25 protein-coding genes are annotated in these 23,993 nt (G+C 54.2%); 18 read left to right on the forward strand and 7 right to left on the reverse strand.

Features of this window, described 5'->3' with window-relative positions; all coding sequences use genetic code 11:
- The first annotated feature begins 116 nt into the window (after positions 1-116).
- Together NYR02_RS17560 and NYR02_RS17565 are read left to right on the forward strand one after the other, a co-directional pair.
- Positions 117-914 (forward strand): undecaprenyl-diphosphate phosphatase, encoded by a 798-nt coding sequence (locus tag NYR02_RS17560; RefSeq protein WP_260977653.1) that lies wholly within the window; start codon positions 117-119, stop codon positions 912-914.
- Between the two features lie 14 nt (positions 915-928).
- On the forward strand, positions 929-1,726 hold the full coding sequence (locus NYR02_RS17565; RefSeq protein WP_260977654.1) for a class I SAM-dependent methyltransferase: 798 nt from the start codon (positions 929-931) through the stop codon (positions 1,724-1,726).
- A gap of 48 nt (positions 1,727-1,774) precedes the next feature.
- Here the strand turns inward: NYR02_RS17565 and plsB are convergent, their stop codons facing one another.
- Positions 1,775-4,228, reverse strand: coding sequence for a glycerol-3-phosphate 1-O-acyltransferase PlsB (gene plsB / locus NYR02_RS17570; RefSeq protein WP_260977655.1), 2,454 nt, complete (start codon positions 4,226-4,228; stop codon positions 1,775-1,777).
- 311 nt (positions 4,229-4,539) lie between these two features.
- On the opposite strand from plsB, the gene NYR02_RS17575 reads away from it, so the two are divergent.
- The 3 genes from NYR02_RS17575 to NYR02_RS17585 are packed head-to-tail and all read left to right on the forward strand — an operon-like array spanning position 4,540 to position 8,182.
- On the forward strand, positions 4,540-5,457 hold the full coding sequence (locus NYR02_RS17575) for an ABC transporter ATP-binding protein (protein ID WP_260977656.1): 918 nt from the start codon (positions 4,540-4,542) through the stop codon (positions 5,455-5,457).
- 7 nt (positions 5,458-5,464) lie between these two features.
- Positions 5,465-6,199, forward strand: a complete 735-nt coding sequence (locus NYR02_RS17580; protein WP_260977657.1) for an ABC transporter permease subunit — start codon at positions 5,465-5,467, stop codon at positions 6,197-6,199.
- A gap of 18 nt (positions 6,200-6,217) precedes the next feature.
- On the forward strand, positions 6,218-8,182 hold the full coding sequence (locus NYR02_RS17585; RefSeq protein ID WP_260977658.1) for a Gldg family protein: 1,965 nt from the start codon (positions 6,218-6,220) through the stop codon (positions 8,180-8,182).
- Between the two features lie 82 nt (positions 8,183-8,264).
- Here the strand turns inward: NYR02_RS17585 and NYR02_RS17590 are convergent, their stop codons facing one another.
- Positions 8,265-8,513: a SlyX family protein gene (locus NYR02_RS17590; RefSeq protein WP_260977659.1), complete on the reverse strand. Its 249-nt coding sequence runs from the start codon at positions 8,511-8,513 to the stop codon at positions 8,265-8,267.
- Positions 8,514-8,644: 131 nt separating this feature from the next.
- Between NYR02_RS17590 and NYR02_RS19470 the strand changes: the two genes are divergently transcribed.
- Positions 8,645-9,136, forward strand: coding sequence for a cold-shock protein (locus NYR02_RS19470; RefSeq protein ID WP_270049655.1), 492 nt, complete (start codon positions 8,645-8,647; stop codon positions 9,134-9,136).
- 64 nt (positions 9,137-9,200) lie between these two features.
- Here NYR02_RS19470 and NYR02_RS17600 read toward each other — a convergent pair whose 3' ends face one another.
- Together NYR02_RS17600 and NYR02_RS17605 are read right to left on the reverse strand one after the other, a co-directional pair.
- Complete coding sequence (locus NYR02_RS17600; protein ID WP_260977660.1) at positions 9,201-9,332, reverse strand: hypothetical protein; 132 nt, start codon at positions 9,330-9,332, stop codon at positions 9,201-9,203.
- A gap of 75 nt (positions 9,333-9,407) precedes the next feature.
- Positions 9,408-10,181, reverse strand: coding sequence for an inositol monophosphatase family protein (locus NYR02_RS17605; protein ID WP_260977661.1), 774 nt, complete (start codon positions 10,179-10,181; stop codon positions 9,408-9,410).
- 226 nt (positions 10,182-10,407) lie between these two features.
- Between NYR02_RS17605 and NYR02_RS17610 the strand changes: the two genes are divergently transcribed.
- The 12 genes from NYR02_RS17610 to der all read left to right on the forward strand — a co-directional run bounded on the left by NYR02_RS17610 (position 10,408) and on the right by der (position 22,379).
- Positions 10,408-11,193, forward strand: a complete 786-nt coding sequence (locus NYR02_RS17610; RefSeq protein WP_260977662.1) for an RNA methyltransferase — start codon at positions 10,408-10,410, stop codon at positions 11,191-11,193.
- Positions 11,190-12,008, forward strand: coding sequence for a serine O-acetyltransferase (cysE, locus tag NYR02_RS17615; RefSeq protein ID WP_260977663.1), 819 nt, complete (start codon positions 11,190-11,192; stop codon positions 12,006-12,008). The genes NYR02_RS17610 and cysE overlap by 4 nt, the downstream gene beginning before the upstream one ends.
- Before the next feature lie 103 nt (positions 12,009-12,111).
- Positions 12,112-12,597 carry a Fe-S cluster assembly transcriptional regulator IscR gene (gene iscR, locus NYR02_RS17620; protein WP_260977664.1) on the forward strand — a complete coding sequence of 162 codons (486 nt, stop codon included), beginning with the start codon at positions 12,112-12,114 and terminating at the stop codon, positions 12,595-12,597.
- Between the two features lie 109 nt (positions 12,598-12,706).
- Positions 12,707-13,867, forward strand: a complete 1,161-nt coding sequence (locus tag NYR02_RS17625; protein WP_260977665.1) for an aminotransferase class V-fold PLP-dependent enzyme — start codon at positions 12,707-12,709, stop codon at positions 13,865-13,867.
- Positions 13,868-14,011: 144 nt separating this feature from the next.
- Positions 14,012-14,437 (forward strand): nucleoside-diphosphate kinase, encoded by a 426-nt coding sequence (gene ndk, locus NYR02_RS17630; RefSeq protein ID WP_260977666.1) that lies wholly within the window; start codon positions 14,012-14,014, stop codon positions 14,435-14,437.
- A 59-nt stretch (positions 14,438-14,496) separates the two neighbouring features.
- A complete protein-coding gene (rlmN, locus tag NYR02_RS17635) occupies positions 14,497-15,627 on the forward strand; it encodes a dual-specificity RNA methyltransferase RlmN (RefSeq protein WP_260977667.1) in 1,131 nt (376 codons plus the stop codon).
- A gap of 15 nt (positions 15,628-15,642) precedes the next feature.
- Positions 15,643-16,443: a tetratricopeptide repeat protein gene (locus tag NYR02_RS17640; RefSeq protein WP_260977668.1), complete on the forward strand. Its 801-nt coding sequence runs from the start codon at positions 15,643-15,645 to the stop codon at positions 16,441-16,443.
- 5 nt (positions 16,444-16,448) lie between these two features.
- Positions 16,449-17,561, forward strand: coding sequence for a flavodoxin-dependent (E)-4-hydroxy-3-methylbut-2-enyl-diphosphate synthase (ispG, locus tag NYR02_RS17645; RefSeq protein WP_260977705.1), 1,113 nt, complete (start codon positions 16,449-16,451; stop codon positions 17,559-17,561).
- A 27-nt stretch (positions 17,562-17,588) separates the two neighbouring features.
- Positions 17,589-18,869, forward strand: a complete 1,281-nt coding sequence (hisS, locus tag NYR02_RS17650; protein ID WP_260977669.1) for a histidine--tRNA ligase — start codon at positions 17,589-17,591, stop codon at positions 18,867-18,869.
- Between the two features lie 43 nt (positions 18,870-18,912).
- Positions 18,913-19,575, forward strand: coding sequence for a YfgM family protein (locus tag NYR02_RS17655; protein ID WP_260977670.1), 663 nt, complete (start codon positions 18,913-18,915; stop codon positions 19,573-19,575).
- Positions 19,575-20,813: an outer membrane protein assembly factor BamB gene (gene bamB, locus NYR02_RS17660; protein WP_260977671.1), complete on the forward strand. Its 1,239-nt coding sequence runs from the start codon at positions 19,575-19,577 to the stop codon at positions 20,811-20,813. The genes NYR02_RS17655 and bamB overlap by 1 nt, the downstream gene beginning before the upstream one ends.
- An 81-nt stretch (positions 20,814-20,894) precedes the next feature.
- Positions 20,895-22,379 carry a ribosome biogenesis GTPase Der gene (gene der / locus NYR02_RS17665; protein ID WP_260977672.1) on the forward strand — a complete coding sequence of 495 codons (1,485 nt, stop codon included), beginning with the start codon at positions 20,895-20,897 and terminating at the stop codon, positions 22,377-22,379.
- Positions 22,380-22,454: 75 nt separating this feature from the next.
- Here der and NYR02_RS17670 read toward each other — a convergent pair whose 3' ends face one another.
- From NYR02_RS17670 to NYR02_RS17680, 3 genes are read right to left on the reverse strand one after another with little or no spacing between them, the layout of a single operon-like run.
- Complete coding sequence (locus NYR02_RS17670; protein WP_260977673.1) at positions 22,455-22,901, reverse strand: GNAT family N-acetyltransferase; 447 nt, start codon at positions 22,899-22,901, stop codon at positions 22,455-22,457.
- Between the two features lie 6 nt (positions 22,902-22,907).
- Positions 22,908-23,261, reverse strand: coding sequence for a GFA family protein (locus NYR02_RS17675; RefSeq protein WP_260977674.1), 354 nt, complete (start codon positions 23,259-23,261; stop codon positions 22,908-22,910).
- A gap of 35 nt (positions 23,262-23,296) precedes the next feature.
- Entirely contained in the window at positions 23,297-23,686 is a 390-nt protein-coding gene (locus tag NYR02_RS17680) for a YceK/YidQ family lipoprotein (protein WP_260977675.1), read from the reverse strand.
- Positions 23,687-23,993: the final 307 nt, after the last annotated feature.

Raw genomic sequence — 23,993 nt, forward strand, 5'->3', positions numbered from 1 at the left:
TATACCGGAATAGGCTGCACGTCCCACACTCAGCGACTGTCTGAGCAACTTTTTAGCCAAAACAAGCCTGTTTAATTCGTGTTAACTGGCCCGGGCATTTTTTAAGGAAGAATTTTGTGGATCTGATTGAAATCATTGTATTGGCCGTACTTCAGGGTCTGACTGAATTTTTGCCCATTTCCAGTTCCGCTCATCTTATTCTGCCATCACAGGTTTTCGGTTGGCAGGATCAGGGGTTAGCATTTGATGTGGCTGTTCATGTTGGCACTCTGGCGGCCGTTATGTTCTATTTCCGTCACGATATGCAGCGTCTTATCAGCGCCTGGTTTAAAAGTGGCTGGAGCAGCAAACCCAGTGCGGATGCAAAGCTTGCCTGGTACGTGGGTCTGGCAACCATTCCTGCCGGCCTGGCCGGGGTATTATTGGGCAACTGGATTGAAGCCAATCTGCGCTCCGTTGAAGTCATTGCCTGGGCAACCATCGGCTTTGGTATTTTATTAGGCGTCGCGGATCAGCGGCGCGGTAACGGCATTAGTCTGGCCAGGATGACGCTGATGATGGCATTGGTGATTGGCCTGGCGCAGGCGCTGGCATTAATTCCCGGTACTTCACGTTCAGGTATCACCATGACGGCAGCACTGTTACTGGGCCTGCATCGTGTTGATGCTGCGCGCTTTTCTTTTTTGCTGTCTATTCCGTTAATTCTGGCTGCCGGTGGTTTAAAGACCATTGAACTCAGTCAGTCTTTATTGCCGGTAGATTGGACTTCGCTGGCATTAGGAGCGGCACTGTCTGCCATCAGCGCCTGGGTGTGCATCTATTACTTCCTGGCCTTTATTAATCGCATTGGCATGCTGCCCTTCGTTCTGTACCGCCTGGCTTTGGGCGGCGTATTACTGCTGTTCTTTGTCTGATGCATGGATAAGTCGTGGCTGAATTAATCAATCTGGTGCGCGAGTCTGACAGCGAAGCGCGTGCCTTGTGCGAACAATATGGGTTAATACCCGGCACAAAAGCCTTGCTGCAGCAGGACGGTTTTCACCTGTGCTTTGATTATGATGGTCTGAGCTTACGCCAGGGGAATAATCCACGCACCGCTGTGCGGGTTGATTTCTCTGCCGGTAAGGCGGCGCACCGGCGTAAATTTGGTGGTGGTCTGGGGCAGGATATTGCCAAGGCCGTTGGCGTAAGCGGGCAATATAAACCGTCGGTACTGGATGCAACGGCAGGCCTTGGGCGCGACAGTTTTGTGCTGGCGACGCTGGGCTGCCATGTCCGTGCGCATGAGCGTCAGCCGGTGGTGGCCGCGTTACTGGCCGACGGTCTGGCCCGTGGTGCTAATGATCCGGATATCGCGGAGATTATTGCCCGTATCCGCTTGTGCTTTGGCAGCAGTCACGATTTATTGGTCGCGGAATCCGACCCGCAGTTACAGCCGGATGTGGTGTATCTGGATCCGATGTTTGATCATGATCCGAAAGCGACCGCCCAGGTTAAAAAAGACATGCAGGCCTTTCGCGATATTGTCGGGCAGGATACCGACGCCGATGATCTGCTGGAACGTGCCCTTGCCTGTGCCCGTTGCCGGGTAGTGGTGAAGCGGGCGCGTAAGGCTGAGCCGCTGGCCGGTAAGAAAGCCACTTTTGCCTTAACCGGTAAAGCCAACCGCTTTGATGTCTATGTAAAAGCCAAAGTCGCGCCCTGGGAACCCCCGGCGGCTGAATAACAGACATAAAAAACCGGCCACGGCCGGTTTTTTATGCTCTTAGCAGGCTTAAACGCTGCGCAGAATACTCTGGCGCAGAGCACCGTCTAATACTTCTTCCAGAGCACTGGTCAGGGTGTCCAGTTCATTGCTGAAGGTCAGCTTGTCATCGCTGTTCTTAGCCAGTAATTGTTCACTGACCAGTTGCTGAATCAGTGTGCGGAACAGTGATTTATCGAAAAACTCCGGCGCATTAATGCCGTACAGCAAGCTGATGCGCTGAGCCAGTAACGTGCATTGTTCTTCCAGTTCTTTAGCGCTGAGTTCGCCCGAGCCTTTGCGGCTGAGTACACTCAGGGTGAGGAAATAACGCTCCAGTGTTTGCATCACGTTAGCGGCCAGACCTTCCAGCAGAGCAAATTCATTACTGCTGGCCGGTGTGGCGTGATAGCCCTTATCGTTCAGGTGCAGATAGCCACACTCGACCAGAGTGTCCAGCCAGCGCTGCACTTCACTGCTTAATTCACTGCTGTTCCAGTGCAGGAATAATTCAGCCTGCAGGTAAGGGTAGAAGCTGGCCACCATCTCCTGTACCTGTTCACCACTGTAGCGCTGGTTGTTAACAAACAAACAGGCGAGCAATGACGGCAGGGCGATTAAATGCAGTACGTTGTTGCGGTAATAGGTCAGGGTTACGGCCTGACGGTCGCTGGTCTGAATTAAATCGCCCAGCGGGTGTTTGGAGCGTGATACAGCATCCAGTTTCTCTGCGTAAGCCAGCCATTCGGTGCCATTACCGTCGGGCAGCGCGGTCAGCTTACTGTAGGGGTTCTGTGCCAGCAGATTGCGGTACGACTCCATCTGCACAATCAGTTGTTGCTCATCCATGGCCTGACGCGGAGCCGACAAAATAGCCAGCGCAATCAGGTTGATCGGATTAACCGAAGCAGCACCGTTAATGCCGGTGACCACTTCTTTGGCCAGCTGATCGACCACTGTCGGCGCCCAGTCCGGACGGTAATCACAGGCACTGTAATCTTCAGCGCGCCATTGTGGACGTTGCTGGTTAAGGAATTCGGTGAAATAAATCGGCTCACCAAAGGTAACGTTTACCTTACCAAAAGAGCGCTTGAACGAACGCAGAGTGCCGACAACGCCGACCAGACTTTCTTTTTTCTTCTGTTGGCCACGCAGCTCACCCAGATAGCTGTTGGCTTCGAAGACTTTTTCATAGCCGGTATACACCGGTACAAAGATGATGGGTTTGCGTGAATCGCGCAGATAGCTGCGCAGGGTCATCGCCAGCATGCCGGCCTTGGGGTTCAGCGTACGGCCAGTTCGTGAGCGTCCACCTTCGACAAAATACTCGGTAGCGTAGCCGCCGGAAAATACCGAATGCAGGTATTCATCAAATACTGCGGCGTAGAGTTTATTGTCGCGGAAGGTGCGGCGCATAAAGAAGGCACCACCGCGACGCAGAATCGGCCCGACAACCGGCATGTTCAGGTTAATGCCGGCGGCAATCTGTGGCAGCTGTAAGCCATGGTGATAGAGTACATAAGACAGCAGCAGGTAATCAATATGACTGCGGTGGCAGGGGACGTAAATGATTTCGTTATCTTTGCTGATGTCTTTCAGGTTTTCGATGTTGTGCAGCGAAATACCGTCGTAAATTTTATTCCATACCCAGGTCAGTAATACATCCAGAAAGCGCACATTGGTGTAGGAAATGTTCGAAGCAATTTCGTCAGCGTATTTCAGCGCTTTCTGTTGCGCCTTGGCTTTACTGATTCCCTGAGTGGCCACTTCTTCTTCAATAGCTTTCAGTACCTGCGGTTTGTGCGGAATCTGATGCACCAGTGTGCGGCGGTGGGATAAATCCGGCCCCAATACGGAAGCGGAAACCTGACGGTTATGCACACGCAGTACGCGTGCTACTTTACGCGCCAACATTTCCGGCGATTTACCGGGCTCGTACAATTCACGCAGAGACATCGGACGGCTGAAATGAACAAAGGTATTACGGCCATTGAGCAAAATAGCCATCAAGGTAAATAGACGGCCACCAAGAGTGCCGCTGTTTTGCAGCCAGATGCGCAGGAATGAACCTTCTTTTTCCGGTGCACGGCCCCAGAATACCCGCACAGGAACCACCTGAATATCGCGCTCATCCTGTTCCGCCAGCCATTCGGCCTGACGCACCAGCTGTTTGGCCACAATCGGCGTGCCCTGTTTGCGAAACGGTGTACCAGCGCGGCGATAAATATTAAAAAAGGGTTTGCCTGGCAGGCGGCGTTCAATCCGGTCCTGGTGTGGACTGCCCCAGCCCAGTTTTTTCACTTCGGCATCAATTACCAGTTGTTCCGCATGGGACGGGTAAAGCATGGCATAGATGATTGGCTTGTCAGGGTCGAGGTTGAAGTCTTTAATGTCCGGCCCGATGATTTGGGTTTTGATAACGCCATACAGCCATTTTTGTTGCCAGCGAAACAGGGTGCTGCGAATTTTTTTAATGATGTTCATAGTTACTCTCTGGTGTGTCTGCGGGTCGTGACGCACCCGCGCTGTAAATGCCTGCGGAGTTTACCTTGCAAGCTTGCCGGTTTAAACGGTCTGATTACTCCGCAACAGCAGGAATCGCCTGTCGTTTGCGCAGTGAGCGGGTTTTGTAATGCCGCCGCCAGAGTAAATACAGGTCTTTTACCGACAGATATCGGGTCGCCGGCAGATGGCAGGAAACTAAATTTTATCTTAGTGGTCTGGTTTTAACCTTTTTACTGTTGTGATACGCGCCGGATGTCAGCTCATCCGGATGCGGCAGATAGGGAGTCAAAATGATCGAAGTTCAACATCTGACCAAGCGTTTCGGCAGTTTTACTGCGGTAAACGATCTCTCTTTTGAAGTCCGGCCCGGCGAAGTGCTGGGTTTTCTCGGACCGAATGGCGCCGGTAAATCGACCACCATGAAAATGCTGACGGGCTTTCTGCCTGTAACCTCCGGCAGCGTGCGTATTGGCGGGCATGATGTCGCACAGGATCCGGTCGCGGTTAAACGTCAGATGGGTTATTTGCCGGAGGGGGCTCCCAGTTACGGCGACATGACCGTTCTCGCCTTCTTACGCTTTATTGGCGAAATTCGTGGTTATCACGGTGCGCAATTGCGCCAGCGCCTGCTGAAGGTGGTCGACCAGGTAGGGCTGCAGCAGGTACTTAAGCAGCCGGTGCATACCTTATCCAAAGGGTATAAGCGTCGGGTCGGGTTGGCTCAGACGCTGCTGCACGATCCGGCCATTATGATTCTGGATGAGCCAACCGACGGCCTTGACCCGAATCAGAAACAGCAGGTTCGCCAACTGATCGCCAATCTGGCTGAAGATAAAATGGTGATTATTTCCACTCATATTCTCGAAGAAGTCTCAGCGGTTTGCTCGCGCGCGATGATTATTGCCGCAGGTGAAAAAGTCGCCGACGGTACCCCGGCCGAACTGGAGGCCCGCTCGCGTTATCATCAGGCCATTTCGGTGCGTTTTCAGCAACCGGTCAATGCTGCGGCGGCTTTTGCTGCGCTGGCCGAAATCAGTGAAGTCGACGAGCTGGAACAAGGACAAAGTTACCTCTTATTCCCGCAGCCGGGCGCGCGTCCGTATCACGCGGTCAATGCCCTGATCGAACAACAGGGTTGGGAAGTGGACACGCTGCATATTGAGCGTGGCCGCCTGGATGATGTTTTCCGTCAGCTGACCGGAGTCTGATACTGCCATGAACACATTATTTACCATTTGTAAGCGCGAATTCTCGGCCTATTTTTCTACGCCGGTTGCGTACGTTTTTATTTTAATATTTCTGGTCATGTCCGGCGTTTTTACCTTTTATCTGGGTAACTTTTATCAACGCGGACAGGCCGATTTATTGCCTTTTTTTAATTTCCATCCCTGGCTGTATTTGTTTTTTATGCCGGCTGTGGCAATGGGATTATGGTCGCAGGAGCGCCAGTTGGGCACCATTGAATTACTGATGACGCTGCCTGTTACGCTGTGGCAGGCCGTACTGGGTAAATTTCTCGCTGCGTGGTTTTTTGCCGGCCTGGCGTTGCTGTTAACCATACCGCTGTGGATTACCGTTAATTATCTTGGCACACCGGATAACGGTGTGATTCTGGCCAGTTATCTTGGTAGTTGGTTAATGGCCGGTGCGTTTATTGCGGTGGGCTCCTGCATGTCGGCCCTCAGCCGTAATCAGATTGTCGCCTTTATTCTGACCGTGGTGGTGTGCTTTGTGTTGATGCTCAGTGGTTTTCCGCTGGTGCTGGATGTGTTCCGTGGCTGGGCCGGAGAAGGGCTGCTGGATTTAATTGCCAGTCTGAGTTTTCTGACGCATTTTGAAGCGCTGTCACGTGGCGTTGTCGACATCCGCGATTTGCTCTATTTCGTGCTGGTGATCGTGGTGTGGCTGGTGGCTACCACTCAGGTTTTAACCGTTAAAAAATCCGTATAAACAGGGCAGGAGACCGATATGAAATTCAAACTGTTTTCGCTTCTGGCGCTGTTGCTGGGGTTTATTGGCGGCGCGTTTTTACTGAACCAGCTGGGCAGTGGCGCACGTCTCGATTTAACCGAACAGAAACTCTACACGCTGTCAGTAGGAACGCGGAATATTCTGGCACAGCTAAACCACCCGGTTGAACTGGAGCTGTATTTTTCGCAAAAGGCCAGTGCCGATCTGGTAAAGGTGCGCGCTTATGAGCAGCGTGTGCGGGAATTACTGGACGAATATGTGATGCTGTCTGGCGGTAAACTCAGCCTGAAGGTGGTTGATCCGGCGCCGTTCTCGGAAGAAGAAGATCAGGCCACAGCCTATGGGCTGCAGGCCGTGCCGGTATCGGTCAGTGGCGATAATTTGTATTTTGGCCTGGTAGCCAAAGCTCAATTACCGCTGGCGGAGCCTGCTGCTGAGCCGCAAGACGAGAATGATGTGCACAGCGACGATAGCAGCGCAGCTGAGCACAATGATACTGCGCCGGATAAGGCAGCCGCTGAGCAGGCGGTCGCCACACAAGAGCATGTTGCTAAGCTGCCCTTTTTACAGCCCGACCGTGAAGCTTTTCTTGAGTATGAAATTACTCAGCTGATTTATCAGGTGCAGCAAACCCAACCGGTGGTGATCGGTTTACTCAGTGGTCTGGATGTGCGCGGAGGCTTTAATCCACAAACCGGCCGTCCGGCGCCGGCCTGGATGGCGATTGATCAGCTTGATGGCCCCTACGAAATACGCTCACTGACGGCCGGACTGGATCATATCGACGACGATATCGATCTGCTGCTACTGGTGCAGCCACCGGAGTTAACCGATACCGCACTGTACGCTATTGACCAGTTTGCGTTAAAAGGCGGTCGCGTACTGGCGTTTCTGGATCCGGTGGCTGAAACGGCACCTAATGGTGGCCTGATGGGGATGGGCGACAGCGGCTCGGCCAGCAGCCTGAATACCTTGCTGAAGAGCTGGGGGGTAGGCTGGAATCCGGACCAGGTTGTACTGGATGCGACCAATGCGCTGGTGGTTAATCAGGGGCCGGGTCGTCCGCCGCTGCGCCACTTTGGTTTGCTTGCACTGCATCCGGAAAGCCTGAATGCCGATGATGTGGTTACCGCGCAGCTGGAAGCCATCAACCTCAGCAGTGTTGGTCATTTTACTGCGCTGGAAGATGCGACCAGTAGCGTAGAACCCTGGCTGTACAGCAGCCACGATTCGATGCTGACTGATGCCAATCGCTTGCGTATGGGCGGCGATTTAATGGCGCTGCAACGGGATTTTGTGCCCGCCAACGAAGAGTTTAATCTGGCCGTGCGTGTGCAGGGCAAGGCGGCATCGGCTTTTCCGGACGGCGTTGATGGCAAGAAAGCGGATGGTCATCTGGCCACGACCGATCATCTGGCGGTAACCCTGGTGGCGGATACCGATGTGCTGTCTGACCGTTTGTGGGTACAGGTGCAGAACTTCTTTGGTCAACGTATTGCCTCGCCCTGGGCGGATAACGGCGCCTTATTGGTGAATCTGGCCGATCATCTGGGCGGCAGTGCCGACCTGATCAGCCTGCGTGCCCGCGGGCAATACAGCCGTCCGTTTGAGCGCGTGAATACTTTACGCCGCGATGCCGAACAACAATTTCTGGCCAGCGAGCAGCGTTTGCAGCAGGAGCTGGAAGATACCGAGCAACAGCTGAGCGCTCTGCAAGAGCAGCGCGACGGTGATAGCGGTGTGCTGACGCTGTCGGCGGAACAGCAGGCCGCACTGGAGCAGTTTCAGCAGAAGAAAGTGGAAATCCGCAAAGAACTGCGCAATGTTCAGCATGAACTGGATAAAGACATCGAAGCGCTGGGCATGCGCCTGAAAGTGCTGAATATCGTTATCTTGCCGTTACTGTTTACTTTGCTGCTGTGGGGCGTGGTTGTCTGGCGCCGCCGCCGGCAAAGCCTCTGATCATTTGATCAATGGTGCTAATAAAGAAGCCGGGTCGAGCCCGGCTTTTTTATGCTCACCTTTACTGCCCCTCGATGGGGTATCAGTAATGCGGCGGCGGCGGTTCATCGCCGACGGCTTCACCGCCGGAGGGGTTTTGCTGCAGTTGTTCCAGTTTGCGGTGCATCAGCTGCATGGCTTGTTTGGCCAGCAGAAACTCCTGATTCAGGGTCACCATGTGGTCGTTCAGGCCATCGATGGTGTCTTCCAGAAAGGCAATGCGCATCTCCATTTCGTCAATGCGTTGCTGGGCCTGCTGCGGTTTATCGGACGCCGGTGACTGTTGGCTCATAGGTGTGTTTATACCCTTTAGCTATCGTGTTGATTTTTTTAATGAATTGGGCTTTCATAGCCTTCTTGTCAAAGGCCTGCGGGCCAACGATTTTTACAGCTGTGATATTAACGAGTGATACGAGAGAACGCATGGGTAAATTGATATTACGTAAAATTATTGTAGCGCTGGTGTTCGCTGCGATTGTTCCTTTCATTGTTGTCGGCATTTTTACTTCGCTGGTAACAGGTCTGCAATTCACCGACGGCACGGCGCTGACAGCCGATAATCTGATGAACGTTGCCGGTATGACCGAGCTGCTGTTAGCCATTGCGGTGCTTACGCTGGTGACCAGTCTGCTGTCTGCTCAGTTGGTTCCTTCCCGCCGTCGTCGTTTCCGTTCCAGCGGTACCGTGGTGGAAAGCGATGTGGAAGACGGTCGTGAGCGTGGCATGGTTAAGTGGTTTAACGTGAAAAAAGGCTTTGGCTTTATCACCTGGGATCAGGGCGAAGATGTGTTCGTACATTTCCGTTCTATCCGCGGTCAGGGGCATCGCTCATTGACTGAAGGTCAGCGTGTGAAGTTCACTGTGGTGCGTGGTCAGAAAGGCCCGCAGGCAGAGGATGTATCAGCGGTTCGCTGAGTTTTGATCCAGACACAAAAAAAGCGGCCATTGCCGCTTTTTTTGTGTCTGCCGTTTGGCGTTTTCAGGCCTTGCGGCTCGGTACGGTAAGCGCTGTATCGTGCACATCGGCCTGATGCAGATCGAGTTCATCGCAGCCCTGAGGCTCGGCGAACCATTGCAGAATCAGAGTGAAGTAGTGCCAGAGCAGTGTCATAACGAGTCCTCCCGCGTTGTCTTATCTGAGTGTAGACAGAGCGCGAGAGGATGCCAGACGGCAACGCTGAGTGAATCAGTCTTTGGCGAGCAGGGCTTTCAGCAGGCGCGGGTTACTCACCACCAGGTTGGCCGGAGCGCGCAGCAGTGGCTGGCCACTGACTTCGGACAGTAAACAACCGGCTTCGGAAGCCAGCAGGCCGGCAGCGTTCAGAGCAAACTCATCAACATTGCTCAGCAGAGCGCCCTGGAAGCGGTCGGCGGCTACGTAGCAGATAGACAGGGCGTTGGAGCCGATGTTGCGCAGGTCAAAGCTCTTGGACATCAGGCGCTGTAAACGCTGCAGCTGATCGAAAGCCGCTTCGTTGTTGCCCATTGGCTGGGTGTAGCCGACGATGGCGTCGCTCAGGCTGTTGATGCTACCACTGCGGATACGGCGGTTGTTGAGCTGGGCACCACGGCCACGGGACGCAGTGAACTCGTCGCCGTTGATCGGGTTAAGTACGACGGAGTGTTCGGCTTTACCGTTTTGCATGCAGCAGACGATAATGGCAAAAGACGGGATACCTACGCGGAAGTTGGAGATGTCGTCGATAACGCACACCTGCCACACGGGCTGATTTTTCTGCTCGCCATTATGTCCGGTTTCACGGCCATAGAAGTTGTGTTCAGGCAGGGCTTTTTTCAGCTCAAAAATGATGCCTTTTTCCAGACCGATGGTGCAGTCTGCTACAAATTTAGCTTTTTCCTGATCCGTGCTTTTGTACGAATCGAAGCGGTCCAGGCGACGGACCAGATCTTGACCAGCATTACGCGCGGCGCGCAACGCCAAGTTCACCATGGGTTGCATAGGGATCGCTATCTCTTAAAGTTAAAGAACATTTTTTGGGCGCGGGATTATATCAGCACCTGACTGGTTAGCGAAGCCCGTTTTGCGTTACACTTCGTGCCCCTTATTTTGTGCGGGCGCAGTAGCCTGAAGTGAGTTGGCCGGAAGCCGCGTTACCGGGTCACTTTCGCATCTGTTGAACCGCCACCCTCAAGCAACCGCGTCGTCACGGCGCAGACAAGGCGTTATGCTCGATAAAATCCGTATCGTAATGGTAAACACCACTCACTCCGGCAACATCGGTGCTGCGGCGCGGGCCATGAAAAACATGGGTCTGAGCCGGCTGGTGCTGGTCGATCCGATCGCCAGCATTGACGAAGACGCGATCCAGCGTTCGTCGCGGGCTGAAGACATCCTGCACAATGCCGTTATCGTTCCGACACTGGAAGAGGCTATTGCCGACTGTGGTCTGGTGATTGGCACCAGTGCGCGCAGCCGCCATATTCCCTGGCCTTTGATGTCGCCGCGTCAGTCGGCCGCGAAAGCCGCAGAAATGATTCCCGCCGGTAACGAAGTGGCGCTGGTGTTTGGTCGCGAGTCCCGTGGTCTGACCAACGAAGAGCTGCACCTGTGTACCGCGCACGTACACATTCCTACCGAAGAGAACTTCTCTTCGCTCAACGTTGCTCAGGCGATACAGGTGCTGTGTTACGAGATGCGTCTGGCGTTGGTCACAGATGATTTCCGAGCGCAAGCCGAGCAGGAAGACGAAGCCGGGGCGTGGGGCGTGCCGTGGGATTACCCGCTGGCAACCCAGGGCGAGCTGGACGGACTGTTCCGCCATATGGAAACGGTGTTGATTGATATCGGCTTTCTTGACCCCGATACTCCCAAGCAGCTGATGTCCCGTATGCGCCGCCTGTATCAGCGCGCCGCACCGGACAAAACAGAAGTGAATATTTTGCGGGGCATTCTGGCGGCAGTACAGCGTCAGGGTGCTGACGGCCATAAGACACAAGGGGATTCTGAGTGATCAGACAATTGCGTGAAGACATTGCCAGTGTATTCGAGCGCGATCCGGCGGCACGTAACACCTTTGAGGTGATCACCACCTATCCGGGGCTGCATGCTTTGCTGCATTACCGCTTGGCTAACTGGCTGTGGCGTAAAGGATTTAAATGGCTGGCGCGTATGCTGTCGACTTTCAGTCGCTGGATGACCGGTATTGAGATTCATCCGGGGGCCACTATCGGTCGTCGTTTCTTTATTGATCACGGTATGGGGGTGGTGATCGGTGAGACCGCTGAAATCGGTGACGACTGCACCCTGTATCATGGTGTTACCCTCGGCGGTACGACCTGGAATAAAGGCAAGCGCCATCCGACGCTGGAAAATGGCGTCGTAGTCGGTGCCGGGGCGAAAGTGTTGGGGCCAATCAATGTTGGTGAGAATGCCCGCATAGGCTCCAATGCGGTGGTTACCAAAGAGGTGCCGGCCGGCGCCACAGTGGTTGGTATTCCCGGACGTATCGTGCGTAAGGCGAATTCGGCTGAAGATGAGCAGCGGCGCAAAATTGCCGAAAAAATCGGCTTTGATGCCTACGGCATGGCCGATGAAATGCCCGATCCCATTGCCCGATCCATTCATAATCTGATGGATCATATGCACGCTGTTGATCGCAAAATCGACACCATGTGCAAAGCGCTGCACGATATGGGCGACCGTACCTGTTCAGAAGCGTTGCCACAGCTGGAGCAGGAGACTTTCGTCAGCCTCAGCGAAGCCGTCAGTGAGCATGCTGCTGATAGTGATGGGCAGGCGGAAGTCAGTTCACCGGAATCACGCTGATACCCCGCAGGACCCTGACTTTGTGTAAAAGCGGCCGGCTAAAGTTGACTGAAATAGTCGGATATACGCATAATGCCACCACGATTTATGTGGGGGATAACCAATGCGTTTAACGACCAAAGGCCGCTATGCGGTAACGGCCATGCTGGATCTGGCGATCCATGCGCAGAATGGGCCGGTCAGTCTGAATGATATTTCCGGTCGTCAGGGCATCTCCCTGTCGTATCTTGAGCAGCTGTTCGCCAAGTTACGCCGTGGCGGCTTGGTTGCCAGTGTGCGCGGTCCGGGTGGTGGTTATCGCCTGAGTCGTGGCAGTGATGAGATCAATGTCGCCGACGTGGTTGATGCGGTGAACGAATCGATGGATGCCACCCGTTGCAATCGCCGTGGTGATTGTCAGGACGGTGAAGAGTGCCTGACGCACCACCTGTGGCTGGATTTGAGCGATCAGATTCATGCCTTTCTGCATGGCATAACCCTGGCGCAGCTGATTCAGCGTAAAGAGATCCGCAGCACCGCTGATCGTCAGGACAGCAGTGTGCGCAATCGTATTGATGCGGTGCTCAGCACCGATGACATGACCGGCTGAGCCATCAGCCACTTGATCTGAGCGCCCCTTGACCTGAGCGCCCCTTGACCTGAGCACTGTGGCGCGGACAATGCGCCGCCTCAGGTTTCAGACTTTCCAGCGGTGACCCATGAAATCCCTCTATCTCGATTATGCAGCGACAACACCGGTTGATCCGCGTGTTGCTCAGGTTATGGCTTCCTGCCTCACGCTGGAAGGTACCTTCGGTAACCCGGCGTCACGGTCCCACCGTTATGGCTGGCAGGCTGAGCAGGTGGTGGAAAATGCCCGTCGCCAGCTGGCTGATCTGTTGGCGGCCGATCCACGTGAAATCGTCTGGACCTCCGGTGCCACCGAATCCAATAACCTGGCATTGAAGGGGGTTGTAGAAGCCCTGCGTGAGCAGGATGCCAATAAGCCGCTGCATATCATTACCTCGGCGATCGAACATAAAGCCGTACTCGATGTCTGTGCCTGGTTGCAGACTCAGCAGCAGGTTGAGGTTACTTATCTGACTCCCGATGCTGATGGTTTGATTCAGCCGCAGCAAGTCAGCGCTGCATTGCGAGATGACACCTGTCTGGTCAGCCTGATGGCGGTTAATAATGAACTGGGCACTGTCACTGATATCGCAGCAATCGGCGCATTGTTAAAAGATCATCCGGCGTATCTGCATGTCGATGCCGCTCAGGCGCTGGGGAAAGTTGCTGTGAACGTCAAAGACTGGCAGGTCGATCTGTTATCGGTGTCGGCACACAAGCTGTATGGTCCGAAAGGCGTGGGTGCGTTGTACGTTAAACGCGAGCCGCAGGTCATGCTGGCCGCCCAGATTCATGGTGGTGGTCATGAGCGCGGCATGCGTTCTGGGACGCTGGCGACGCATCAGCTGGCCGGACTGGGCGAAGCGGCCCGGCTGGTGCAGGAAGAACAAGCGGCCGATGAAGCCCGCATTCGTCAGTTGCGTGACCAGTTATGGGACGGGCTGCAGGCGCTGGGTGGTGTTTATCTGAATGGTCATGCGCAGCTGCGCAGTGCCAATCATCTGAACGTCAGTTTTGACGGGGTGGATGGTGAAATCCTGTTGGCTTCACTGGCCAAAGTGGCGGTGTCTTCCGGTTCGGCCTGTAACTCGGCCACCGTGGCGCCATCTTATGTCTTGAAAGCTATCGGCCGCAGCGATGCGCTGGCCCATGCCGGTTTACGTTTCAGTCTCGGGCGCTTTACCACCGCCGAAGAGATTGCTTTTGCCCTGACTGAAGTGACGCGCGTGGTGCAGATGCTGCGCAGCTGATTGCTGAGGTTGGCTTTTCCTGTCGGTGACGGCCAAATAATCCGTCTCCGGACCCGTGTACGCGTACAACTTTAATGAAAAGGTGCGTATAATTCGCGGGTTTTATTTTCCGTAACCCTAATAATTTACCCTTGGGAGCTAAAAATGGCTGTTGAACGCACTCTGTCCATCGTTAAACCAGACGCTGTGGCCAAAAATGTAATCGGCGAAATCGTCACTCGCTTCGAAAAAGCTGGCCTGCAGGTTGTTGCCGCTAAAATGATCAAGCTGGATGACGAAAAAGCGGGCGGTTTCTACGCAGAGCACAAAGAGCGTCCTTTCTTCAAAGACCTGGTATCTTTCATGACTTCTGGTCCTGTTGTTGTTCAGGTTCTGGAAGGCGAAAACGCGATTGCTGCTAACCGTGATCTGATGGGTGCTACCAACCCTAAAGAAGCGGCTGCCGGTACTATCCGCGCTGACTTCGCTGAAAGCATCGATGCCAACGCTGTACACGGTTCTGACTCTGCAGCTTCTGCTGAGCGCGAAATCGCTTACTTCTTCGCTGCCGACGAAATCTGCTCACGTTAATGAGCGGAACTCAGAGGGCAGACATGCCCTCTGATCTCAATCCTTCAGGTAACCAATTGATGTCCGATACACCAGAAAAAATTAATCTGTTGGGCTTATCGCCCGCCAAAATGGAAGCCTTCTTCGCGGATATCGGCGAGAAGAAATTCCGTGCTCAGCAAATGCTGAAATGGATTCATCAATATGGCGAAGCCAACTTCGACAACATGACCAACATGGGCAAGCCGCTGCGCGCGCGCATGGCTGAGGTGTGTGAAGTCCGCCTGCCAGAAGTGATTTACGAAGATATTTCCAAAGACGGCACCCGTAAGTGGGTGATGCGTATGGATGGCGGCAGCGCCGTCGAAACCGTGTATATCCCGGAAAAAGACCGGGGTACGCTGTGTGTGAGCTCGCAGATTGGCTGTTCTCTCGACTGCAGTTTCTGCTCCACCGGCAAGCAGGGGTTTAACCGCGACCTCAGTGTGGCGGAAATTATTGGTCAGGTGTATGTGGCCGCCATGAGCTTCCATGCGCCGGGCGAGCGCCGTGAGCGCCGCATTACCAACGTGGTGATGATGGGCATGGGCGAGCCTTTGCTGAACTTCGACAACGTGGTCGATGCGATGAACCTGATGATGGACGACAATGCCTACGGTCTGTCCAAACGCCGTGTTACCCTGAGCACCTCCGGTGTCGTACCGATGATGGATAAACTCGGCGACGTAACCGATGTATCTCTGGCCGTCTCATTACACGCACCCAATGATGCGTTGCGTAACCAGCTGGTACCCATCAACAAAAAATACCCGATTAAAGAGCTGATTGCGGCCACTAACCGCTATCTGGCCAAACTGCCGGATCGTCGTAAAGCCACCATCGAATACACCATGATGGAAGGCGTCAACGATGAGATGGAGCACGCGGTGGAACTGTCAGAACTGATGAAACAGGTGCCGTGTAAGATCAACCTGATTCCGTTTAACCCGTTCCCTAACTCCGGCTATAAGCGCCCGAGCAATAATCGCGTGTACCGCTTCCGTGATTATCTGGTGAATCAGGGACACATTGTTACCATCCGCTCGACCCGCGGCGATGATATCGACGCCGCCTGTGGTCAGCTGGTGGGCAAAGTTCAGGACCGTACCCGCCGCAGCGAGCGTTATATCAATGCGGTGCAGATCGATGAGTCTTCACAGGGCAACCAATAAATGACCGGGATGGGCATGAAAACATCAATCACCACGCGCGCAGCCAGCCTGCTGGTCGTGCTGCTCAGTCTGACGCTGGCGTCTTGCGTCACCGTAACCGAAAGCCGCTTTACCAAAAAAGCCTCGCCGGAAAAGGCGGTGGAAAACTACACCCAGCTGGGTCTGGGGTATCTGCAGAAAGGTCGTCCGGACTGGGCGCGTCAGCGTCTGCAGAAAGCGCTGGCGATTAACCCGGATCATGCCCCTGCCAACGATGCCATGGGTCTGGTATGGCAGACCGAAGGTGAAATGGATCTGGCTGAAGAGTATTTCCACAAAGCCCTGAGCAACGACGACAGCTTCACACTGGCGCGTCATCACCTGGGTCGTCTGTACTCGCAGCTGAAACGCTACGACGATGCCGACGAATACCTGAACAAAGCCGCCAACGACCGTTATTACGATAACCGTGCCTCTGCTTACAATGATCTGGCGCTGAATTTTTACCGTCAGGGCAAAACCGAACAGGCCATCGACAGTTACGGCCAGACGCTGCGCATTGCGCCTTACAACGTCGATGCACTGGTTAACATCTCAACGCTGCTGTTTGAAGCGCAGCGTTACGACGAGTCGCTGAAATATTACGATCGCTTCGAGCGTCTGGTGCAGCGTGAGCAGACCCGTCAGACCGCCCACAGCCTGTGGCTGGGTATCAAACTGGTGACACTGCAACAGAACACCCAGCGGGCGATTACGCTGGCCACCGATCTGAAGCGTAACTTCCCGGAATCGGTTGAATACCGTCTGTATCAGGACTCCCTGTCCGGAGCCAAATAATGAGTATGCATTTCGAAAATCCCATCAAGCGTCGTCAAAGCCGCAAAATCTGGGTTGGTGATGTACCGGTCGGCGGCGATGCGCCGATTGCCATTCAGACCATGACCAACAGCGAAACCACCGATGTGGCCGCCACGGTGGCGCAGATTCAGCGCGCCCAGGATGCCGGTGCCGACATCGTGCGCGTTTCTGTACCGACCATGGACGCGGCGGAGGCCTTTGGCAAAATCCGTAAAGAAGTGACCATTCCACTGGTGGCAGACATTCACTTCGACTACAAAATCGCCCTGCGTGTGGCCGATTTAAGCGTTGATTGTCTGCGTATTAACCCCGGCAATATCGGCCGCGAAGACCGCGTGCGCGCGGTGGTCGATGCGGCGCGCCATAACGGCATACCGATCCGTATCGGCGTGAATGCCGGATCGCTGGAAAAAGACCTGCAGAAGAAATACGGCGAACCAACGCCTGCCGCGCTGGTGGAATCGGCTATGCGCCATATCGATATTCTCGATCGCCTGAATTTCCCGGACTTCAAACTCAGCCTGAAAGCCTCCGACATCTTTATGACCGTGGCGGCGTACAAACAGATTGCCAGCCAGATTGAGCAGCCGCTGCACCTCGGCATCACCGAAGCCGGTGGCCTGCGTGGTGGTACGGTTAAATCGTCCATTGGTCTTGGCCTGCTGCTGTGGGAAGGCATCGGTGACACCATTCGCGTATCGCTGGCGGCTGATCCGATTGAAGAAGTGAAAGTCGGCTGGGACATGCTCAAATCACTGAAACTGCGTTCACGTGGTATCAACTTTATTGCCTGCCCAAGTTGCTCACGCCAGAACTTCGATGTGATCAAAACCATGAACGAGCTGGAAATGCGCGTTGATGATATCCGCACCGATATGAGCGTGGCGGTGATTGGCTGTGTGGTGAATGGCCCAGGTGAATCGAAAGAAACCGATATCGGACTGGCCGGTGGTCAGCCGAATCTGGTCTACATCGACGGTAAACCGGCGGGCAAACTGACCAACGACACTCTGGTAGACGACCTTGAGCGCATGATCCGCGAGCGCGCTGCCAGTCTCGATGAAGAACGCAAAAATCTGATCGCCAGCGACAGCTGAGCGAAGATCCAGACAAGAACGGACATTATGGCAACTAAAATCCAGGCCATTCGTGGCATGAACGACATCCTGCCGGCCCAGAGCCCGGTATGGCAATACCTCGAAAGCACAGTGAAAGAGCTGCTGGCTTCGTACGGCTACGACGAAATCCGCATGCCGATTGTCGAGCAGACCGCACTGTTTAAGCGCTCAATCGGCGAAGTGACGGACATTGTCGAAAAAGAAATGTACACCTTTGACGACCGCAACGGTGACAGTCTGACCCTGCGCCCGGAAGGCACCGCCAGCTGCGTGCGCGCCTGTGAAGAACACGGTCTGCTGTACAACCAGACGCAGCGTCTTTGGTACACCGGCCCGATGTTCCGTCACGAGCGTCCGCAGAAAGGCCGTTACCGCCAGTTCTACCAGATTGGTGTGGAAACCTTTGGTATCGCGAGCGCCGATATCGACGCCGAAGTGATCCTGATGACCGCACGCTTGTGGGCGCAATTGGGCCTGACCAATGCGGTTACCCTGCAGCTGAACACTCTGGGTTCCAACGAAGCGCGTGCCAATTACCGCGATGCCCTGGTAGCTTATCTGAGCGAGCGTAAAGACCAGCTGGATGAAGACAGCCAGCGTCGTCTGGAAACCAATCCGCTGCGTGTGCTCGACAGCAAAGACCAGAACACCCAGGCGCTGCTGGCCGATGCGCCACAGCTGCACGATTATCTCGACGACGAAAGCCGCGAGCACTTTGCTCTGCTGCGCAGCATTCTCGATGCTGCCGGGGTGAAGTACGAAATCAACCAGCGTCTGGTGCGCGGCCTCGATTATTACTGTAAAACCGTGTTCGAGTGGGTCACCGACCAACTCGGCTCGCAGGGCACCGTCTGTGCCGGTGGCCGTTACGACGGCCTGGTCGAGCAGCTGGGTGGCAAGCCAACCCCGGCGGTCGGTTTTGCCATGGGCGTTGAACGCCTGATTCTGCTGCTGGAAACGCTGGAGCTGATTCCGGCCGAAGTGCTGCAGACCATCGATGTATACATCTGTCCGGTGGGCGAGGGCAGTGCCCAGGTGGCATTGTTGCTGGCAGACCGTCTGCGCGATGAACACAGCTGGTTACGCATTCAGACCCACTGCGGTGGTGGCAGCTTTAAAAGTCAGATGAAAAAAGCCGACAAGAGCGGCGCGCATCTGGCACTGTTGTTGGGCGAAGACGAAATCGCCAACGGTACTGTGACCGTGAAAGACCTGCGTGGTGAAGGTGGGCAGCAGACGCTGGCACTGAACGACGTGGGCGAATGGCTGGCGCAAGAAACTTTTTAATAACCAATAACTCACAACACTCGTTTTTTGGGGAAGTGGACGCATGACTGAATATCGTACGGATGAAGAGCAGGCAGAACTGCTGAAAAAATGGTGGGCAGAGAACGGTAAAAGCCTGCTGGCAACCATCGTGATTGTTGCCGGTGGCTGGTTTGGCTGGAACAGCTATCAGGCCAATGAGCAGGCAACGGCTGAAAACGCTTCCATGCTGTACTCGCAACTGGTCGACAAGGTCGCACAGCCGGTTGCGCAACAGGATGAAGCCGCCAAAGCGGAAATGGAAGCTCTGGCGATGCAGCTGAAGAAAGACTTCGGCAACACCAGCTATGGTCAGTTCGGTGCTCTGTTTCTGGCTCGTTTTGCTGCGGATGCCGGTGACTTCGATACCGCCGCCGCCGAGCTGAATGGCGTTATCGCCACCGCCGAGGAAGGCCCGATCAAATACACCGCTCAGGCGCGTCTGGCCAATATCCTGATTCAACAGGAAAAAATGGACGAAGCCCTGGCGCTGGTGGCTACCGTGCCGGATGCCGCTTATGCGACGCAGTTTGAAGAAGCCAAAGGCGATGCTCTGTTCCGTAAAGGTGAGCTGAGCGAAGCCCGTGCCGCGTACATCCGCGCTCAGGAAGCTGCCGCAAATCTGGGTCTGAACACCCAGCAGCTGCAGCGTAAGATTGATAATCTGGCTGCGAGCGGAGACGCCTGATGCGCCTGAGTCCTGTTTTCGTCCTGTTGAGTGCTCTGCTGACTGTGCAGCTGAGTGGTTGTGCCAGTCAGCCAGACAATCAGGCAGAAGCAGCGGATGCTGCCGACGAGACAGGGCTGCCGGATTACAATAATGAAACCGACATCGTCATCGAGTGGCGTAAGCAGCTTGGTGTCGGTGCGGGTACGGCTTATACCCGCCTGCGCCCGGTGGTGAGCGGCGATACTGTGTTTATGGCTGACACCTCAGGTGAGGTCTATGCACTGGATCTGGCCGATGGCAGCGAACAGTGGAATGTGGATCTGGAGCAGCCGGTAACGGCAGGTGTGGCGCAAGACAACGGTCAGTTGTTTGTTGCCACCCGTGACGGTTTTCTGCATTGCCTGAACAGTGCCGACGGCAGTGAAATCTGGCGTTCACGCATGACCAGTGAGTCTGTTGCACCGGCAGGTACCGACGCTAAGCGGGTGTTTGTTCACACCGTTGATGGTCGTGTTACCGCCTTTGAGCGTACCGATGGCAAACAGGCCTGGTCCTACGAAACGGCCATGCCGGTACTGACCGTGCGCGGTACCGGCACGCCGCTGGTGCTGGATCAGCTGGTGATTACCGGTTTTGCTACCGGCAAACTGGTGGCACTGGACAAAACCCTGGGCATTCCGCGCTGGGACGTGCGACTGGCGTCGCCGGATGGCCGTTCTGAGCTGGAACGTCTGGTAGATGTTGATGGTGCGCCGATCTGGGATAACGGCGTGATCTATGCCGCCAGTTATCACGGCAAACTGGCAGCCGTGTCGCTCAATGGCGAAACCCGTTGGGAAGAAGAAGGTTCAACCTACACCAGTCCAGAACTGGCGTTGGGCAACCTGTATCTGACCCTCGACAGCGACCATGTGCAGTCTTATGACATGGCCAGCGGTGCCAAAGTGTGGACGCAGAAAGCGCTGCATGGCCGTCACCTGGGGCAAACCAGCGCCTATGGCAGCTGGCTGGCAGTGGCCGATGGTGAAGGTTATCTGCATATTATGAATCAGGTGGACGGTGAACTGGTGGGACGCAAACTGCTGCGCCCTAAACCGCTGCACGTCAACTATCCTAATCAGACCGAAGGCACCAACTGGCGTGCGTTGCGTGGTCGCGATATGGGTATCCGCAGTCCGTTAGTGGCCACCGACAAAGGTCTATTGGTGTATACCAACGCCGGTGAACTGCTGCTGCTGAGCGTTCAGTCCGACTGAAGCCGGTTGTATCAGCCAATATTTTTTATCGGGCGTCGTATAGCGACGCCTGTTTTATTTCTTAAATGAGGTTTTCTGATCATGGTCCCTGTGATTGCTCTGGTCGGACGTCCCAACGTGGGCAAGTCCACGCTGTTTAACCGTCTGACCAAAAGCCGTGATGCGCTGGTGGCTGAAATTGCCGGCCTGACCCGTGACCGTAAGTACGGTGAGGGCAAGGTTGGTGATGTGCCATTCATCGTGATTGATACCGGTGGTATCAGCGGCCAGGAAGAGGGCATCGACGAGGCCATGGCCGCGCAAAGCTTTCAGGCCATTAAAGACGCCGATATCGTTTTCTTTATGGTCGATGTTGGCGCCGGTATTACCAACGGCGACCGCATGATTGCCGAATATCTGCGCCGCAGCGGTAAAGATGCTTATCTGGTGGCCAACAAGATCGACGGTAAAAACCCCGATCTGGTGCTGGGTGAATTCTTTGAACTGGGCATGGGTGAGCCTTTGCCGATTGCGGCCGCGCATAACCGTGGCATCAGCGCGTTAATTGAATACGTACTGGGCGAACTGCCGCAGGACGATGACGATTATTTCCGCGAACTGGCTGGTGAAGACGCCCCGGTACACGAAGAACTCGATGTAAAAGGCATCAAAATTGCCGTGGTTGGCCGCCCTAACGTGGGTAAATCGACGCTGGTTAACCGCTTCCTTGGCGAAGACCGAGTGGTGGTATTCGATGAAGCCGGCACCACCCGCGACAGTATTTATATTCCCTACGAGCGTCATGGTCAGGAATACACCCTGATCGATACCGCCGGTGTGCGCCGCCGTAAGAATATTTCTGAAGCGGCAGAAAAATTCTCCATCATTAAAACCCTGCAGGCCATTCAGGACTGTCATGTGTGTATTCTGGTGCTCGATGCCCGTACCGGTATCGTTGAACAGGACTTACACATGCTCAGCTTCGTGCTGAACTCCGGCCGTGCGCTGGTGATTGCCATCAACAAATGGGATGGCATGGAAGCGGACGCGAAAGAGCGGGTAAAAACCGAAATTGACCGTCGTTTTGATTTCTTAACCTTCGCCGAAATGCATTTTATTTCAGCACTGCATGGCACTGGAGTGGGGAATCTGTATGAGTCTGTAGATCAGGCTTACAACTCCTCAATGGCCAAATGGCAGACCAATATGCTCACCCGCATTTTGGAAGACGCCACCGCCAGCCATCAGCCACCGGTGGTGCGCAACCGTCGGCCAAAACTGCGCTATGCCCACCAGGGTGGCTCTAACCCGCCGATTATTGTGGTGCACGGTAATCTGGCCAAAGAACTGCCGGAAGACTACAAACGCTACCTTGCCAACACCTTCCGCCGGGTGCTGGAAATTAAAGGTACGCCAATTCGTATGGAATTCCGTCAGGGTGAAAACCCTTACGCCGGCAAAGAAAAAGAAGTCCGTCACAGCAGTAAACGTCGCGCGGAAGCGGTGGAACGGACCGATAACAAACGTAAGATTAAAATTGAAAAAGCGCGTAAGCAATTACGTAAAGGCTATAAAAAACCAACCTGATAATCGGCGGTTTTTACCAATAAAAAAGGAGCTTCGGCTCCTTTTTTATTGTGTATTTTTTATGGGCGTTTTTTGTCAGTCGCGTATCAGCATCATAGGGATAAAGCGGATGCCGTTGAATTCGGCTTCCTCCCCCGTTGCCGTAAACCCATGGCGGCGGTAGAAGTCTGCAGCATTCAGTGATGAGCGCAGGCTGATTTGTTTGGCGCTGGTGGAATCCAGTACGGTGTTGAGCAATCGGCTCCCCAAGCCTGTTCCCTGAGCCGATTTGGCGACAAACAGATGGGTCAGATAGTTACCGTCCCGTAAAGTAGCAAAGCCTGTCAGTTCTGCACCTAATACGGCCTTAACAGCGAAAAATCTGTTTTCGTCCATGGTCGTTTGGATATCTGGCAACACACGATTTTTATATTCAAGCTGACCGTCAGCGCTGAATAAGGGTAATACATCGACTTCAGATACCGCTGAAATCAGTTCTTTAACAGCTTCTGAATCAGCTCTTGTTACTTTCAAAATGTCCATTCTTCTTCACTCAGGGGTTTCTGGGCAGGGGTTTCTGGGCAGGGGTTTCTGGTAGTGGTTTTCAGCTGAGCGGATGCTCCTGAATTTTTTTGTTTCATCGCCTGTTTTATACCCGTGCGGCTTTTCTTTAACGAATTCATGAAAACGGTTACCAAGATTCAGTTCAACGTCAAAGCCGTTTGCAGCTACCGGAAATGTGTCATTGTCTGAGGTTAATTCACCAAAAGGCATGCCACATTTTGAACAGAAGCAACGAGTGTACAGATAAGGAACCTCTGCTTTATAGATGTTAATGACATATCTTTCTGAGGTCAGCTGAAAAGCGTCCGTCTTAACGAATACAAGTGCATTTGCCCCCATTTTTATACAGCGTTTTTGGCCACTGGTATAAGCGTTTACTGTGACGTATCCACGGGGATATTCGTTTCCGGTTTCAGGGCATCGTAAGGCAGCAGGAGAGTATCGAGGGTTATATCAACCGGCAGGGCAATCAGGGTGAACAGCGGGCAAACAACAGACATCCAGCAGAACACCATTTCGCCGCTGGCTTCGCCTGTATGGCCGTCCAGGCCAAGCAACAGCAGACTTCCCTGAGTACCCGGATAGTAGCGGGCATCAACCGGGCTGCTGTCCGAGCGGGCGAGTACGGTACCGCAGCCGCTCAGCAGCACAAGGCTGGCGAGCAGCATAAGCGCCAGTATGCTGCGCTGCCCAGAACTGAGGTTCTGCTTATATGAGTCAGAGGTGTCAGAGTGGTAAGGCTTGGACAATAAAAAATCAGACACAATAGGTTCCGCAGCAAAGTCATTAACAGACTGATGATAAAGAGGTTTACAGTGCAGAGCGAATGCAAAGCGGATTATTGAGACATTGGCCACGTTAGAAGAACGGGTGAGAGCGTTATGCCATGAATAAAATATTTCGTCGCGCTTCCTTCAACGCCACTAAGGCCGGTGTGCTTATCCTCCGGATACATACCGGTCCTGTCACTTTTGTGTATTCCGCAGCATGTCGATGGCTGAACGCCTGACCGGTCGGGCTGGTTAGTCAGGTGCTTTTCTCTTTGGATTGTGGCCCGCCTCTTTGTTCTCC

It is taken from the genome of Thalassolituus pacificus (assembly GCF_025318105.1).
In the GTDB taxonomy this organism is placed as follows: Bacteria; Pseudomonadota; Gammaproteobacteria; order Pseudomonadales; family Oceanobacteraceae; genus Venatoribacter; species Venatoribacter pacificus.

Bases quoted from the DNA above. Each gene is read 5' to 3' on its own strand.
- plsB (WP_260977655.1), bottom strand. From the start codon at position 4,228: ATGAACATCATTAAAAAAATTCGCAGCACCCTGTTTCGCTGGCAACAA.
- NYR02_RS17575 (WP_260977656.1), top strand. From the start codon at position 4,540: ATGATCGAAGTTCAACATCTGACCAAGCGTTTCGGCAGTTTTACTGCG.
- NYR02_RS17580 (WP_260977657.1), top strand. From the start codon at position 5,465: ATGAACACATTATTTACCATTTGTAAGCGCGAATTCTCGGCCTATTTT.
- NYR02_RS17585 (WP_260977658.1), top strand. From the start codon at position 6,218: ATGAAATTCAAACTGTTTTCGCTTCTGGCGCTGTTGCTGGGGTTTATT.
- NYR02_RS17590 (WP_260977659.1), bottom strand. From the start codon at position 8,513: ATGAGCCAACAGTCACCGGCGTCCGATAAACCGCAGCAGGCCCAGCAA.
- NYR02_RS19470 (WP_270049655.1), top strand. From the start codon at position 8,645: ATGGGTAAATTGATATTACGTAAAATTATTGTAGCGCTGGTGTTCGCT.
- NYR02_RS17600 (WP_260977660.1), bottom strand. From the start codon at position 9,332: ATGACACTGCTCTGGCACTACTTCACTCTGATTCTGCAATGGTTCGCC.
- NYR02_RS17605 (WP_260977661.1), bottom strand. From the start codon at position 10,181: ATGCAACCCATGGTGAACTTGGCGTTGCGCGCCGCGCGTAATGCTGGT.
- NYR02_RS17610 (WP_260977662.1), top strand. From the start codon at position 10,408: ATGCTCGATAAAATCCGTATCGTAATGGTAAACACCACTCACTCCGGC.
- iscR (WP_260977664.1), top strand. From the start codon at position 12,112: ATGCGTTTAACGACCAAAGGCCGCTATGCGGTAACGGCCATGCTGGAT.
- NYR02_RS17625 (WP_260977665.1), top strand. From the start codon at position 12,707: ATGAAATCCCTCTATCTCGATTATGCAGCGACAACACCGGTTGATCCG.
- ndk (WP_260977666.1), top strand. From the start codon at position 14,012: ATGGCTGTTGAACGCACTCTGTCCATCGTTAAACCAGACGCTGTGGCC.
- rlmN (WP_260977667.1), top strand. From the start codon at position 14,497: ATGTCCGATACACCAGAAAAAATTAATCTGTTGGGCTTATCGCCCGCC.
- NYR02_RS17640 (WP_260977668.1), top strand. From the start codon at position 15,643: ATGAAAACATCAATCACCACGCGCGCAGCCAGCCTGCTGGTCGTGCTG.
- ispG (WP_260977705.1), top strand. From the start codon at position 16,449: ATGCATTTCGAAAATCCCATCAAGCGTCGTCAAAGCCGCAAAATCTGG.
- hisS (WP_260977669.1), top strand. From the start codon at position 17,589: ATGGCAACTAAAATCCAGGCCATTCGTGGCATGAACGACATCCTGCCG.
- NYR02_RS17655 (WP_260977670.1), top strand. From the start codon at position 18,913: ATGACTGAATATCGTACGGATGAAGAGCAGGCAGAACTGCTGAAAAAA.
- bamB (WP_260977671.1), top strand. From the start codon at position 19,575: ATGCGCCTGAGTCCTGTTTTCGTCCTGTTGAGTGCTCTGCTGACTGTG.
- der (WP_260977672.1), top strand. From the start codon at position 20,895: ATGGTCCCTGTGATTGCTCTGGTCGGACGTCCCAACGTGGGCAAGTCC.
- NYR02_RS17670 (WP_260977673.1), bottom strand. From the start codon at position 22,901: ATGGACATTTTGAAAGTAACAAGAGCTGATTCAGAAGCTGTTAAAGAA.
- NYR02_RS17675 (WP_260977674.1), bottom strand. From the start codon at position 23,261: ATGGGGGCAAATGCACTTGTATTCGTTAAGACGGACGCTTTTCAGCTG.